Genomic DNA, 13,812 nt, shown 5'->3' on the forward strand with positions numbered 1-13,812 from the left:
GAGTCGCACGGCCGCACGGCCGGGAGGGGGCGGGCATGGATCTGTCCCTGCTGCGCACGTTCGTCGCGGTGCACCGGGCCGGCTCCTTCACCCGCGCCGCCGCGCTGCTGGGTCTCTCCCAGCCGGCCGTCACCAGCCAGATACGGACCCTGGAACGGCAGCTCGGCCGACCGCTCTTCCTGAGACAGGCGCGCGGCGTCACCCCGACCACCATCGGCGACGAGCTGGCCCACCGCGCCGCGCCCCACCTGGACGCCCTGGTCGAGATAGCCGAGACCGGCCTCGACGAGCAGGGCGGCGGCCGCACCCTTCATGTCGCCGGGCCTCCGGAGTTCACCGCACTCCGCGTGCTGCCCGCGCTCACCCCGCTGGTCGACCAGGGACTCGCCGTGCGGGCCTCGTTCCTCGGCAACACCGAGGAGATCCTGGACGGTCTCGCCGCCGGCCACCACGACCTGGCCGTCACCACCGCCCGCCCCCGTGGCGGCCTGCTCGTCTCCACCCCGCTCTGCGACGAGGAACACGTCCTGGTCGCGGCGGAACGCTGGGCGGCCCGGCTCTCCCCCGACGTGCTGCTCGGCAAGGGTTCGGTGGCCCTGGAGCAGCTTCCGGTGGTCGAGGTGCACGAATCGCTGCCGTTCGTCTCCCGCTACTGGGCCGCGGTGTTCGACGGGAAACCGGCGGCCGCCGCGACCGTGATCGCCCCCGACCTGCGGGCCGTACGGGATTCCGCGGCCTCCGGTGCCGGTCTGGCAGTCCTGCCGCGCTATCTGTGCGAGGAGGATCTGGCTGCGGGGCGCCTCGTGGCGCTGCTCGATCCCCCGGTCCCTCCGCTGCGCACCTACTTCCTGGTCGCGCGCACGGGCACGCTCGCGCTGTCCCCGCTCGCGCGGGCCCACGAGGCGCTGCTGCGCGCCGCGGCGGACTGGTGAGTTTCAGGACACTCCGAACGGGCCATTTTCTTCCCATGAACGAACGGCCGGTGATCAAGCGCACCGCACGCGCCATCCTGCTCGACGGGGACGACCTCATCCTCATCAAGCGCACCAAGCCGGGGATGGATCCCTACTGGCTCACGCCCGGCGGCGGCGTGGAGCCCTCCGACACCACGGTCGTCGAGGCCCTGCACCGTGAGGTGCACGAGGAGCTCGGGGCCAAGATCACCGACGTGGTGCCCTGTTTCGTGGACACCGTCGAGCACATCGTCGACGGCGGCGTCTCCGGGGTGAAGGTCCAGCACTTCTTCGTGTGCCGGCTGGACTCCATGGACACCTCCCTGCGCCACGGCCCCGAGATGGACGAACCGGTCGGCGAGTACGAGATCGTCCGGGTGCCCTTCAGCCGGGTCGGCATCGCCGCCGTGCACCTCGTGCCCCTCTCCCTGCGCCACTACCTCGACGGGAACATCGAGGGCGTCCGCGCGATGCACGCCCCCGACCTGGGCTGATCAGCCCGTGGCCGCCGGGGTCAGCTCGGCCAGGAAGTCGTGTCGGATGCGCTCCGACGGGATCCCCACCCCGCGCAACGCGTCCACACCCCGGCGGACCATGCCGAGCGGTCCCGAGAGATAGGCGTCGCGTTCGTTCCAGGGGCCGTAGCGGCAGACGGCCTCCGGAAGCCGCCCCTGCTCCTCGGTGACCGTGTGGACGGAAAGCCAGGGGAAGGTCTTCTGGAGCCGCAGCATCGTGTCGATGTCGTAGAGGTCGTGGTCGTGGCGCGCCCCGTAGAACACGTCGACGGGACGCCGGTCCCCGTGCTCGGCCACGTCCTCCACCAGGGCCTTGATCGGGGCTATCCCGGTGCCGCCGCCGAGGCAGAGCAGACCGCTGTCCGTGGCATGGTCGACCGTCATGGAACCCGCGGGCGGGCCGAGGCGCAGGACGTCGCCGGGGCGGGCCCGGTGGACCAGCGCGCCGGACACCCAGCCGGCCGGGACCGCCTTCACGTGGAGGGACAGCAGCCCGTCGGGCCGGGGCGCCGATGCGAAGGAGTAGTGACGCCAGATCCGGGGCCACCAGGGCGTCTCGAGTGTCGTGTACTGGCCGGCGAGAAACGGATACGGCTGATCGGGCCGGAGCGTCACGACGGCGACGTCCGGCGTGCGCAGATCGTGGGAGACCACCTCGGCGTGCCACCAGGCGGGGGCGGTCTGCTCGTTCTCCGCCGCCGCGTCGATCATGATCTGGGAGATCGTCGTGTACGTGCGCACCCAGGCCGCCTCGGTCTCCTCGTCCCAGGTCCCCGTCGCGTACCGGACGAGCGCGCCGATGAGAGCCTCGCCGACGGCCGGGTAGTGGGCCGCCTGGGTTCCGTACTTGCGGTGTCCCCGGCCGAGGTTCTGGAGGTACGCGGTGAGGACCGGCGTGTCGTCCATGTGCTCGGCAGCGGTCAGGAGCGCCTTCAGGAGCCGGTCCCGCTGGGTGTCCATGGCCGCGGGGAACATCTCGCGCAGTTCGGGGTTCCGGACGAAGAGCAGGGCGTAGAAGTACGAGGTCACCTTGTCGGCGATCGGCGCGATCTCCGCCAGAGTGCGGCGGACGAGCAGGGCATCGGCGGAGGCTCCCCCCGTTATCCGGGGTTCCTTGCCTTCCCCGTCCGGTTCCTCACCGGGCTCGTACACCGCCCCCGGCTCGATTCGGCCCGCGTGCTCTGCGGCCGTCGTGGTGGTCGGAGCATCCATCATGTGCCTCGCCCTCGCGCTGACCGGCTTCGTGCTCGCAGCATGAACCCTCGGTTCGCCGCCCCGGACGGAAAGCGGAGTTCTCGGGCCATAGAGCCGGGTTTGTGGCTAAGCTGCGCTGTTTCGGACCAGGGCGTAGGCCTCGCGCAGGTCCCCTCCGGTGTAGCTGTGGCGGGACAGTCCGGCGAGATGGTGGTCAGCGTTCACGGCCACGGTGTCGGGCACGAGCGCGAAGAGCTCCGCGTCGGACATCGAGTCTCCGTACGCGACGCAGTCGACCGGGTCCACGCCGTACCCGGCGCAGAGCTCCCGTGCGATCCGTACCTTCGCCGCCGCGTTGAGGATGCCGGGCCGGTGGATCGGCTCGAGGAAGGGGACAGACGGCCACGCCGAGCCGTGCGCCGTGTCGACCCCCCACTCCAGCAACCGCTCGACGAAGAAGTCGGGCGACAGTGAGATGACGGCACAGCGGTCACCCCCGGCCCGGATGTCCGCCCAGACCTCTCGGATCCCGGCCAGCCACGGGGCTCCCTCGAACGCCGCCGTGACCTGCTCCGGCGTGAGCTCAGCCCAGAGGTCCCGGGCCCGCACGGCGAACTCGTCCGGTGTGAGGCCCTGCAGGAAACCCTGCTCCAGGGCGCCGATCTCCTCGACGAGGCCCAGCTGCCGGGAGATCTCCACCGCGGCGGCCGACCCGCGGATCAGGGTGCCGTCGAGGTCGAAGAGGTGCAGTCGCCGCGTGGAGGGTTTCACGTGAAACATCGTCCGATGTGCCACGCGGTGGAGGCAACGCCCCATCCCGGTATCGGCCGGATCCGGTAAAGCAGTGGACGGAAGATCGCCGCTTCGGACAGCCTGAAAGGCATGCCGACTTCCCCCACCCCCCTCGCACAGCTCCCCGTCCGGCGCCTCACCTCGGACGACCTCCTCGCCTGCGCCGACCTCTCCGAGAACCGGGGATGGCCGCGCGAGGAACACAAGTGGGGTCTCCTGCTCACCGCGGGCACCGGGTACGGCATCGACGACCCGGCCGGCCCGGGGCTGCTCGCCTGCTGCGTGGTCACGTCGTACGGAACCGGGCTCGCTGCCATCGGCATGGTGCTCGTCGCCGAGCGGTACGCACGCCAAGGCGTGGGACGTCGACTCATGCGACACGTCCTCGCGGAAGCCGGCGACACCCCGGTCACCCTGCACGCCACGGCGAACGGACAGCCCCTGTACGAGGAGCTCGGCTTCATGGAGACGAGCCGGGCGGAGATGGTGCTCGGGCGCTTCACGTTCACCACGCCCGCCCCCGCGGTCCCCGTCCGTCCCGCGACGGCGGAGGACCTCCAGGCGATCCTGCGCCTCGACCTCGAAGTCTTCGGCCTGGACCGTACGCCCCTCATCACCAGGCTCCCCGCCTTCGCGGACCACCTCCGGGTCGCCGAGGAGGACGGCGAGATCACGGGCTTCGCGGCGGCCTGGCCGAACATGGACACCCATGTCGTCGGCCCCCTGATCGCCCGGGACCCCGGCACCGCCCAGGCCCTGATCGCCTCGCTCGCCGCGGCCACGGACCGGCCCCTGCGCACGGACATCGACGTGCGTCACACGACCCTGCTGAGCTGGGTGAAGGAGAACGGCCTCGACTCGATCGCCTCCAACTCGGTGATGATCCGGTCCCTGCCCGACCTTCCCGGCGACTGGCAGCGCCGCTTCGCACCGCTGACGGTCGCGGCCGGATAGCCCCGGCCGGCCGGGCTCTCCCCGACCGGCCCTCTGACAGGTCGGCCGGGCAGATTTACTTGCAGACGCGCATTATTGCGACACATCGTCTACCCTGGTCGTGAGCCGCCCCGGCGCCGGAGAGAGACCGAGGAGAGAACATGACCGCCACGGATCCCGCACTGACCGCGCTCTCCCAGCGGTGGTGCGCCCTCTCCCTGCTCCACGGCCGGATCGAGTCCCACATCGAGCGCGCCTTGGAGTCCGGCCACGGACTGAGCGTGCGGGAGTACTCGCTCCTCGACGTCCTCAGCCGCCAGCACAGCGGCCCGGGCGGCCACCTCCAGATGAAGCAGGTGGCCGACGCCGTCGTGCTCAGCCAGAGCGCCACCACCCGGCTCGTCACCCGGCTCGAGGACCGCGGCCTGCTCACCCGGTACCTCTGCGCCACCGACCGGCGCGGGATCTACACCGATGTCACCGAGGCCGGCCAGAAGCTTCTCGAAGAGGCCCGCCCCACCAATGACAGCGCCCTGCGCGAGGCCCTCGACGAGGCGGCGAGGGACCCGGAGCTGGCCCCGCTGGTCCAGGTCGTGGAGGGCGCGGGCGTCCCCGCCTGAACCGACCGGAGGAACGGAACGGCCGGGCGTACGCTGCGGGGCATGAGCGATCTTGAAATACGCCCCGCCACCGCGGAAGACATCCCGGCCATCGTCGCCATGCTCGCCGACGACCCGCTGGGCGCGCAGCGGGAGTCCCCCGACGACCTCGCCCCGTACCTCACGGCCTTCGAGCGCCTCGCGAACGACCCCCACCAGCACGTCGTGGTCGCCGTCCGCGGGGAGAAGGTCGTCGGCACGCTCCAGCTCACGGTGATCCCGGGGCTGTCCCGCCGTGGCACCACCCGGTCGATCGTCGAGGGCGTCCGCGTCCATGCCAACGAGCGCGGCAGCGGCCTGGGTACTCAGCTCATCGAATGGGCCGTCGAGGAGTCCGGCCGCCAGGACTGCCGGCTGGTGCAGTTGACCTCCGACGTCACCCGCACCGATGCCCACCGCTTCTACGAGCGGCTGGGCTTCGAGGCCTCCCACGTGGGCTTCAAGAAGAGCCTCTGACGTACCTGCGGCAATGCCTCTGAGGCACTGCGCGCGAACAGCGTGCCGGGTCCCGGCAGGCTGTTTCACGTGAAACAGCCTGCTCAGGGCTCAGAGTCCGCGCCAGCCCGCCTCGTCGACGCCTCCCGGCACCGCGTCCTCCGGTGCGTACGGCTCCCGCGTGAAGACGAACGACCCGAGGTCCAGATGGCTCACGCTGCCGTCCTCGCGGCGCACCACCCGGAGCGTCTCCCCCTCGTAGTAGCCGTTCAGCCCGACCCAGCCGCCCTCGGGCAGCGCCCGGAAGCTGGCGCGCCGGCCGGCACCTCGCAGGGGTTCGAGCACCACGCTCCGCTCGGGACCGAGCCGCAGCCCGTACGCGTACGTCCCCCAGTACCAGGGCCCGGTGAGGGCCAGGAGCTCCTCGTCGACCTCGGCCTCCGGCAGGGGGCGCCACGGCTGCGGGAATCTCGGCTCGGCTTCCGCCACGATCCGCACGAGGTCGGCGGCTACAGCGCCGATCGGCACCCCCGAGGTGGCGTTGGAGAGGGCGACTCCCGCCAGTCCGTCCTCGACGCTCACCCAGAGGCAGGCGACGAAACCCGGCAGGGATCCGGTGTGGCCGATCAGGGTCCGGCCGTCCTTGCTGATCAGCTGGAGTCCGAGCCCGTAGCTCCCCTCCCAGTCCCCCTCCCCGGCCGCGGCCGCGGGAGCCCGCATCTCCGCCACGGAGTCCGCACCGAGCACCCGCTCGTCGCCCGCCGCGAGGAACGCGGCGAACCGGCCGAGGTCGGCGGCGGTCGACCAGAGCTGTCCCGCCGGCGCCATGATGCCCAGGTCCTCGGACGGTTCGGGCAGCATCACATCGGCCCAGGGGTGCACCGCCCAGCCACCCGCGTGCGGGGCGACGGGGTCGACCGTCGTCCGGTCCATCCCCAGCGGCTCCAGGATCTCGCGCCGCAGTGCCTCCTCCCAGGTCCCGCCCCGCACCGCCTCGACCAGCGAACCGAGCAGCGTGTAACCGGGGTTGGAGTAGTGGTGACGGCGCCCCGGCGCGCGCAGGAAGGGCTCCTCCCCCAGCACGTCGGAGAGCTCCGGACGCAACTCGGCGGACGACCGCTCCCACCAGGAGCCGGGTGTCTCGGCAGCGAGGCCGGCGCTGTGCCCGAGGAGTTGAGCGATCGTCACCTCCCCGGCCCCCGTTCCCTTGAGGTGCCGCTCCAGCGGATCATCGAGCCCGAGGAGACCTTCGTCCCGCAGCCGCAGCACCAGAACGGCGGTGAACACCTTGGTGATCGAGCCGATCCTGAACTGGGTGTCGGCGTCCGGCGCGTGTCCGTCCACACAACTGCGCGCGCCGCTCCAGACCATCGCTCCGTCGCGGACCACCGCCCCCACCAGGGACGGCGCCCGCCCCTCGGTCTGGGCCACCGCGACGCGGTGCAGCAGGGCGCGCTCGGTGCCGGGCAACAAAGCTTCGAAAGATGTCGTCACGGACGATCCAACGTCCTGTCACCCACCAAGCTTCCCGCGCGGGCTGCCGAAGGCGTGGGTGCGTACTCATGACTTCGCTGCATGCCGGCCGGACCGGCCGAAGTCCGCGCGCGTCCGGCTAGACGGGCGGAGGGTTACCCGGAAGGGCCGGATCCTCCGGGTGACGTACAGCGCCGCTGCCGAGCAGGACACGAGCCCGGACCCGCATCGGCTCGTCGCCGCGCCGGGAGAGCAGGACCAGCTCGTCGACCCGGGCCGCCATGGAGCCGAGAAGGACCTCCGCCTTGCGGGCGAGGGGGTGCGGGTCCGGCGTACGGCCGAGGGACAGGTGCGGGGTGAAGCCGTGCGAGTGCGATCCGCAGAGCGGGAAGCGGAGCTCCAGGGACTCCCGTAGCCGCGCCCAGGGTTCCTGGTCGGCGGCGGCCGGGTCGAGCCAGACGGTGGCGTCCTCGCGGTGTCCGAACCAGTGGACGCCCGCCAGGCGGGCGGTGAACGGCGGCGTCTCGGCGAGTGACGCGGCGACCAGCGGCAGGGCCCGGGCGAACTCGGCCTCGGGGACGAAACCGAAGAGCACGTTGACGTGCGGTGGCCAGCGGCGGATCTGCCGGTCGTGTTCGCGGCGAATGTGCTGGATCGGCGGCCACAGCTCCACCGGCGGCAGCCATGCGACGGCGGTGCGGCTCGTCGGCGGGACGGCGAGGACGTCGCCGGGTGCCGGGGCCCGCACCGGACCGACCTGCCCGACGAGGGTCTCGTCGAGCCGGTCGACGCCGGAGGCGCGGTCCCAGACGACCCGGCCGTCCGCCTCGAAGAACACCACCCGGTGCCAGGGGATCTCCCCGCCCGGCACGAAGTCGCCGAGCAGGATCCGCTTCGGCGGGGCCCCGCGCTCGGCGATCCCCATCACGAACCGCTCGGGGTCGAAGCGCGGATCCCAGAGCACCCGGTGGTAGATCTCGTCGCTGGTGTGCACGTCAGCACCTGCCCTCGACTATCAGGGTGCCGCGCGCCCGGTCGGCTCTGCAAGGCAACGCCCGGTCGGCCACGGGATCCCAGATCCCCCAGGTGCTCCGATCAGGTCTGCGCCATGTCGACGAAGCGCGAGTAGTGGCCCTGGAAGGCCACGGTGATCGTGGCCGTCGGACCGTTACGGTGCTTGCCCACGATGATGTCCGCCTCGCCGGCTCGCGGGGACTCCTTCTCGTAGGCGTCCTCACGGTGCAGCAGGATGACCATGTCGGCGTCCTGCTCGATCGAACCGGACTCACGCAGGTCGGAGACCATCGGCTTCTTGTCGGTGCGCTGCTCGGGACCACGGTTCAGCTGCGAGAGCGCGATGACGGGGAGCTCCAGCTCCTTGGCGAGGAGCTTGAGGTTTCGCGACATGTCGGAGACCTCCTGCTGACGGCTCTCCTGCCGCTTGGAGCCACCCGACTGCATGAGCTGCAGGTAGTCGATGATGACGAGCTTGAGGCCGTTGCGCTGCTTGAGCCGACGGCACTTGGCCCGGATCTCCATCATCGACAGGTTGGGCGAGTCGTCGATGTACAGCGGGGCCTGGGAGACGTCCGGCATGCGGCGGGCGAGACGCGTCCAGTCCTCGTCGGTCATCGTTCCGGAGCGCATGTGGTGGAGCGCGACCCGGGCCTCGGCCGAGAGCAGACGCATCGCGATCTCGTTGCGTCCCATTTCGAGGGAGAAGATGACGCTGGGCAGGTTGTGCTTGATGGACGCCGCCCGGGCGAAGTCCAGGGCGAGGGTCGACTTACCCATGGCGGGTCGGGCCGCGATGATGATCATCTGGCCCGGGTGCAGCCCGTTGGTGAGCGAGTCGAGGTCGGTGAAGCCGGTGGGCACACCGGTCATCTCGCCGCTGCGGGAGCCGATGGCCTCGATCTCGTCGAGCGCCCCCTCCATGATGTCGCCGAGCGGCAGGTAGTCCTCGGTCGTGCGCTGCTCGGTGACGGCGTAGATCTCGGCCTGGGCCGAGTTCACGATCTCGTCGACGTCGCCGTCGGCCGCGTAGCCCATCTGCGTGATCTTGGTGCCGGCCTCGACGAGGCGGCGCAGGACGGCACGCTCGTGGACGATCTCCGCGTAGTACGAGGCGTTGGCCGCGGTGGGTACCGACTGGACCAGGGTGTGGAGGTAGGAGGCGCCGCCGACCCGGGTGATCTCGCCGCGCTTGGTGAGCTCGGCGCCGACCGTGATCGGGTCGGCCGGCTCGCCCTTGGCGTAGAGGTCGAGGATCGCCGCGTAGACCGTCTCGTGGGCGGGCTTGTAGAAGTCGTTGCCCTTGATGATCTCCACGACGTCCGCGATGGCGTCCTTGGAGAGCAGCATGCCGCCGAGGACGGACTGCTCGGCGTCGAGGTCCTGCGGGGGGACGCGCTCGAAGCCGTTGAGGCCGCCGTCCCAGGGGCCGTCGCTGCCCCGGTCGTGCTGGTCGTCCCGGCCGCGGCCGCGACCGCGCCCTTCGCCGCGGGTACGGGTGGGCAGCCGGTCACTCGGTCCGCTGTCGGCCCAAGGGTCGTCCATGGGCTCGGTCATGCTCACCAAGCACCTCCTCCCGTCCGCTCCGCGGACCTCGCCCTGCCACTCTTTCTTACGCCACGGGCTTGATCAACGAGTGGCTTTGCGACCGCTTCCAGCGCGTCGGCGCCGAACCACGGTAGGCCCGCGGGGGGCGTCAGCCAATCTGGTTATCCACAGGCCCTGTGGGTGAAGGCCCAGATGCTGTGGAGAACTCGCCGGAACCTGTGCACGGATCGGGGGACAGCCATGTGGACAAACTCATAGCACCCCCGAACTCACCCATCTGACCTGCGATTTCTCCATCCACGGGCTGTGCAGGAGAAAAAGTTCTCCCCCTGGATCAAGATCAGAACAAACGGCCCACACCCGAAGCCCCGCACCCCTGGAAAGTAAGGATCACTGATGCATTGCATCTCTTACCTGTGGAAGATTAGATTGACCCCATGCGCCAGGCTCCCGTGACCTCCAAGGCCGTCCGTCGACAGCACGACCGCGAGATCGTCTCCCTCGCCCTGCCGGCCTTCGGCGCCCTCGTCGCCGAGCCGCTCTTCCTGATGGTCGACAGTGCGATCGTCGGCCACCTCGGGACACCCCAGCTCGCGGGCCTCGCGATCGCCGCCGCGCTCCTCTCCACCGCCGTCAGCGTCTTCGTCTTCCTCGCCTACGCCACCACGGCCGCCGTCTCACGGCGCGTGGGCTCGGGCGATATCCAGGCCGCGATCCGGCAGGGCATGGACGGCATCTGGCTCGCCCTCCTCCTCGGCGCCGCCGTGGTCGCCCTGACCCTGCCCACCGCACCGGGGCTCATCGACGTCTTCGGGGCCTCCGACACCGCCGCGCCGTACGCCATCACCTATCTCCGGATCTCCAGCCTCGGGATCCCCGCCATGCTGGTGGTCCTGGCCGCCACCGGCGTCCTGCGCGGCCTTCAGGACACTCGTACACCGCTCTACGTGGCCATCGGAGGCTTCGCCACCAACGCCGTACTCAATGTCGGACTGGTCTACGGAGCCGATCTGGGCATCGCCGGCTCCGCTTGGGGCACGGTCATCGCCCAGTACGGCATGGCCGCCGTCTACCTCGTCGTGGTCGTACGGGGCGCGCGGCGCCACGGCGCCTCTCTCCGCCCCGACGCGGCCGGCATCCGCGCCTCCGCACAGGCCGGCGTCCCTCTGCTCGTCCGTACGCTCTCGCTCCGCGCGGTCCTGATGATCGCCACGGCCGTCGCGGCCCGGTTGGGCGACGCCGAGGTCGCCGCCCACCAGATCATCCTGTCCCTGTGGAGCCTCATGGCCTTCGCCCTCGACGCGATCGCCATCGCGGGACAGGCCATCATCGGCCGCTATCTCGGCGCGGACGACGCCCAAGGTGCCCGACAGGTCTGTCGCCGCATGGTCCAGTGGGGCGTGGTCTCCGGCATCGCCCTGGGCGTGCTCGTCATCGCCGCCCGCCCCTTGTTCATTCCGCTCTTCACCAGCGACCCGACGGTCCAGGACACCCTGCTGCCGGCCTTGCTGGTGGTCGCGGTCTCGCAGCCGATCTCCGGGGTCGTCTTCGTGCTCGACGGCGTGCTGATGGGTGCGGGGGACGGTCCGTACCTCGCCCGGGCCATGCTGCTGACCCTCGCGGTCTTCGCTCCCGTGGCCCTGCTGATCCCGGTGCTCGGCGGAGGCCTCACCGCCCTCTGGTGGGCGATGACGCTGATGATGACGGTTCGGATGCTCACGCTCTGGCTGCGTGCCCGCTCCGGCCGCTGGATCGTCACGGGCGCCACCCGCTGAATGTTTCACGTGAAACGCCCCGTTTCACGTGAAACAGCAGAAGGTGCACGTGAACCGCGAAGGCCACGTAGAACAGCGGAAGGGCCGCGCCCCGAGGGGTGCGGCCCTTCCTCACTGCTGAGCGCAGACTGCCAAGGGCAGCGTTACGCGGCGACGACCTCGACGCCGAGCTTCGCGGCAACCTCGGGGTGCAGACGCACGGACACCTGGTGCGAGCCCAGGGTCTTGATCGGCGAACCGAGCTCGACGCGACGCTTGTCGACGTCGGGGCCACCCGCGGACTTGATCGCCGAGGCGATGTCGGCCGGGGTCACGGAGCCGAAGAGACGGCCGGCGTCGCCGGAGCGAACGGCCAGGCGCACCTTCGTGCCCTCGAGCTGGGCCTTGATCTCGTTGGCCTGCTCGATGGTCGCGATCTCGTGGATCTTGCGGGCGCGGCGGATCTGCGCCACGTCCTTCTCGCCACCCTTGGTCCAGCGGATCGCGAAACCACGCGGGACCAGGTAGTTGCGAGCGTAGCCGTCCTTGACGTCGACGACGTCGCCAGCGGCACCGAGGCCGGAGACCTCGTGGGTGAGGATGATCTTCATTTTTCGGTCACCCTTCCCTTATCGCGCGGTGGACGTGTAGGGCAGCAGCGCCATCTCACGGCTGTTCTTCACGGCCGTGGCGACGTCACGCTGGTGCTGCGTGCAGTTGCCGGTAACGCGGCGGGCACGGATCTTGCCACGGTCGGAAATGAACTTCCGCAGCATGTTCGTGTCCTTGTAGTCCACGTACGCGGTCTTGTCCTTGCAGAACGCGCAGACCTTCTTCTTAGGCTTGCGCACAGGCGGCTTCGCCATGGTGTTTCTCCTGTGTGATCAAGAAGTGGGGGTACGAGCTGCTTCCAGGCGAGGCCTAGAAGGGGGGCTCGTCCGAGTAGCCGCCGCCGGAGTTTCCACCCCAGCCGCCTCCGCCGCCAGCCTGCTGGCCGCCGGAGGGAGCACCGCCGCCGGTCGCCCACGGGTCGTCGGCGGGAGCACCGCCACCACCCTGCTGGGAACCGCCGGAGTTGCCACCCCAGCTGCCACCGCCGCCGGCCTGCTGGCCGCCGCCGTATCCACCCTGGCCACCGCGACCGGTGGTCTTGGTGACCTTGGCCGTGGCGTTCTTCAGGCTGGGGCCGACTTCCTCGACATCCAGCTCGTAGACCGTGCGCTTGACGCCCTCACGGTCCTCGTAGGACCGCTGCTTCAGGCGGCCCTGCACGACGACGCGCATGCCTCGCTGAAGCGACTCGGCGACGTTCTCCGCCGCCTGACGCCAGACCGAGCAGGTGAGGAACAGGCTCTCGCCGTCCTTCCACTCGTTGGTCTGACGGTCGAAGGTGCGGGGGGTGGACGCGATACGGAACTTCGCGACCGCCGCACCGGACGGGGTGAAGCGCAGCTCGGGGTCGTCGACAAGATTGCCGACGACCGTGATGACGGTCTCGCCTGCCATGGGGGAACCTCTCGGCGGGTTTGCTTCTGGCTGCTTTGTTGCTACTCGGACCCGATGACCTCTGAGCTAGAAGCTCAGTGGGTCTCGGGACGGAGGACCTTGGTCCGGAGGACCGACTCGTTCAGGTTCATCTGGCGGTCGAGCTCCTTGACGACCGCAGGCTCGGCCTGCAGGTCGATGACCGAGTAGATGCCCTCGGGCTTCTTCTTGATCTCGTACGAGAGACGACGACGGCCCCAGGTGTCGACCTTCTCGACCTTTCCGTTCGCCTCACGGACGACGGAGAGGAAGTTCTCGATCAGGGGGGCGACAGCGCGCTCCTCCAGATCGGGGTCGAGGATGACCATCACCTCGTAGTGACGCATGTGGAACCCACCTCCTTTGGACTCAGCGGCCACGGTCGTTCCGTGGCAGGAGGGTCGTGATGCGTGAGCAACGGTATCCACCACCACTGACAATCCCCTCGGCGAACGAGGGGGCCGTCGGGATCCCGGAGGGACCTGGGCAGACACCGGCGCAGCTGTACAGAGTACCCGCACATCGGCCTGCGGTTGAAATTCCCCGGTGAGGGGACGCAATCTGTACACAACGGAAGTCGGCGGCGCCATAATGCGCCGCCCTCGTGCAGCAACGCCAGGAGGTGCCCCATGGCACAGGCAATGCGACCCGACCCCGGCCACTCCCTCTTCGCGACCGACGGCAAGCCCCACCCCCTCCAGGACACCCTGGTCGGCGTGACGCTGGTCCTGGGGGTCCTCTCCTTCGTCACCGCTCAGTTCGACAACCTGCACCTGCTGAGCTCCTGGTCGGGCCTGATCGGCATCCTGACCGGTGCCTACGGACAGTTCATCTCCGTGACGACCCGCGAACGCTTCCTGCTGATCCTGGGACTCGGCGCCTCGGCGTTCGGCTTCTATCTCGGCATGGCGCACGGTGGCCTCTTCGGCGGCGTCATCAGCTGAGCCCAGCGGCACGTCGGGGCACACGCACCCATTCGGGGCGCTCCTCGGTCACAGTAGGCTTCGGCGCGAGAGCC

Annotated in this window: 16 protein-coding genes; 7 read left to right on the forward strand and 9 right to left on the reverse strand. The window is 70.1% G+C overall.

Features of this window, described 5'->3' with window-relative positions:
• Window positions 1–35: 35 nt before the first annotated feature.
• Both OO54_RS03750 and OO54_RS03755 read left to right on the forward strand, forming a co-directional pair.
• Window positions 36–932 (forward strand): LysR family transcriptional regulator, encoded by an 897-nt coding sequence (locus tag OO54_RS03750; protein ID WP_033201430.1) that lies wholly within the window; start codon window positions 36–38, stop codon window positions 930–932.
• A 35-nt stretch (window positions 933–967) separates the two neighbouring features.
• The gene (locus OO54_RS03755; RefSeq protein ID WP_033201431.1) at window positions 968–1,447 is read left to right on the forward strand and encodes an NUDIX domain-containing protein; all 480 of its coding nucleotides are present in this window, start codon (window positions 968–970) and stop codon (window positions 1,445–1,447) included.
• Here the strand turns inward: OO54_RS03755 and OO54_RS03760 are convergent, their stop codons facing one another.
• Entirely contained in the window at window positions 1,448–2,683 is a 1,236-nt protein-coding gene (locus OO54_RS03760; protein WP_051786684.1) for a globin domain-containing protein, read from the reverse strand. It abuts the gene before it with no gap.
• Between the two features lie 105 nt (window positions 2,684–2,788).
• Window positions 2,789–3,442 carry an HAD family hydrolase gene (locus tag OO54_RS03765; RefSeq protein ID WP_017240425.1) on the reverse strand — a complete coding sequence of 218 codons (654 nt, stop codon included), beginning with the start codon at window positions 3,440–3,442 and terminating at the stop codon, window positions 2,789–2,791.
• Window positions 3,443–3,544: 102 nt separating this feature from the next.
• Here OO54_RS03765 and OO54_RS03770 point away from each other — a divergent pair, with 102 nt between their 5' ends.
• From OO54_RS03770 to OO54_RS03780, 3 genes are all read left to right on the forward strand, one after another.
• The gene (locus OO54_RS03770) at window positions 3,545–4,408 is read left to right on the forward strand and encodes a GNAT family N-acetyltransferase (RefSeq protein WP_033201432.1); all 864 of its coding nucleotides are present in this window, start codon (window positions 3,545–3,547) and stop codon (window positions 4,406–4,408) included.
• Between the two features lie 140 nt (window positions 4,409–4,548).
• Entirely contained in the window at window positions 4,549–5,007 is a 459-nt protein-coding gene (locus OO54_RS03775; RefSeq protein WP_033201433.1) for a MarR family winged helix-turn-helix transcriptional regulator, read from the forward strand.
• A gap of 42 nt (window positions 5,008–5,049) precedes the next feature.
• A complete protein-coding gene (locus tag OO54_RS03780; protein ID WP_033201434.1) occupies window positions 5,050–5,502 on the forward strand; it encodes a GNAT family N-acetyltransferase in 453 nt (150 codons plus the stop codon).
• 90 nt (window positions 5,503–5,592) lie between these two features.
• Here OO54_RS03780 and OO54_RS03785 read toward each other — a convergent pair whose 3' ends face one another.
• The 3 genes from OO54_RS03785 to dnaB all read right to left on the reverse strand — a co-directional run bounded on the left by OO54_RS03785 (window position 5,593) and on the right by dnaB (window position 9,531).
• Window positions 5,593–6,975, reverse strand: coding sequence for a serine hydrolase domain-containing protein (locus tag OO54_RS03785; protein ID WP_033201435.1), 1,383 nt, complete (start codon window positions 6,973–6,975; stop codon window positions 5,593–5,595).
• Window positions 6,976–7,093: 118 nt separating this feature from the next.
• Window positions 7,094–7,948 carry an RNA repair domain-containing protein gene (locus OO54_RS03790; protein WP_033201436.1) on the reverse strand — a complete coding sequence of 285 codons (855 nt, stop codon included), beginning with the start codon at window positions 7,946–7,948 and terminating at the stop codon, window positions 7,094–7,096.
• Window positions 7,949–8,049: 101 nt separating this feature from the next.
• The gene (gene dnaB / locus OO54_RS03795) at window positions 8,050–9,531 is read right to left on the reverse strand and encodes a replicative DNA helicase (RefSeq protein WP_033201437.1); all 1,482 of its coding nucleotides are present in this window, start codon (window positions 9,529–9,531) and stop codon (window positions 8,050–8,052) included.
• Between the two features lie 422 nt (window positions 9,532–9,953).
• Here dnaB and OO54_RS03800 point away from each other — a divergent pair, with 422 nt between their 5' ends.
• A complete protein-coding gene (locus tag OO54_RS03800) occupies window positions 9,954–11,291 on the forward strand; it encodes an MATE family efflux transporter (protein ID WP_033201438.1) in 1,338 nt (445 codons plus the stop codon).
• Window positions 11,292–11,434: 143 nt separating this feature from the next.
• Here OO54_RS03800 and rplI read toward each other — a convergent pair whose 3' ends face one another.
• The 4 genes from rplI to rpsF form a co-directional block, all read right to left on the reverse strand.
• Window positions 11,435–11,881, reverse strand: coding sequence for a 50S ribosomal protein L9 (rplI, locus tag OO54_RS03805; RefSeq protein WP_017240417.1), 447 nt, complete (start codon window positions 11,879–11,881; stop codon window positions 11,435–11,437).
• 18 nt (window positions 11,882–11,899) lie between these two features.
• Window positions 11,900–12,136, reverse strand: coding sequence for a 30S ribosomal protein S18 (rpsR, locus tag OO54_RS03810; protein ID WP_005315025.1), 237 nt, complete (start codon window positions 12,134–12,136; stop codon window positions 11,900–11,902).
• Between the two features lie 55 nt (window positions 12,137–12,191).
• Window positions 12,192–12,776: a single-stranded DNA-binding protein gene (locus tag OO54_RS03815; protein ID WP_033201439.1), complete on the reverse strand. Its 585-nt coding sequence runs from the start codon at window positions 12,774–12,776 to the stop codon at window positions 12,192–12,194.
• A 74-nt stretch (window positions 12,777–12,850) separates the two neighbouring features.
• Window positions 12,851–13,141 carry a 30S ribosomal protein S6 gene (rpsF, locus tag OO54_RS03820; RefSeq protein WP_017240415.1) on the reverse strand — a complete coding sequence of 97 codons (291 nt, stop codon included), beginning with the start codon at window positions 13,139–13,141 and terminating at the stop codon, window positions 12,851–12,853.
• Window positions 13,142–13,423: 282 nt separating this feature from the next.
• Here rpsF and OO54_RS03825 point away from each other — a divergent pair, with 282 nt between their 5' ends.
• Window positions 13,424–13,738, forward strand: a complete 315-nt coding sequence (locus tag OO54_RS03825; protein ID WP_033201440.1) for a hypothetical protein — start codon at window positions 13,424–13,426, stop codon at window positions 13,736–13,738.
• The last annotated feature ends 74 nt before the right edge of the window (window positions 13,739–13,812 follow it).

It is taken from the genome of Streptomyces wedmorensis (assembly GCF_000716445.1).
Classification (GTDB): domain Bacteria; phylum Actinomycetota; class Actinomycetes; order Streptomycetales; family Streptomycetaceae; genus Streptomyces; species Streptomyces wedmorensis.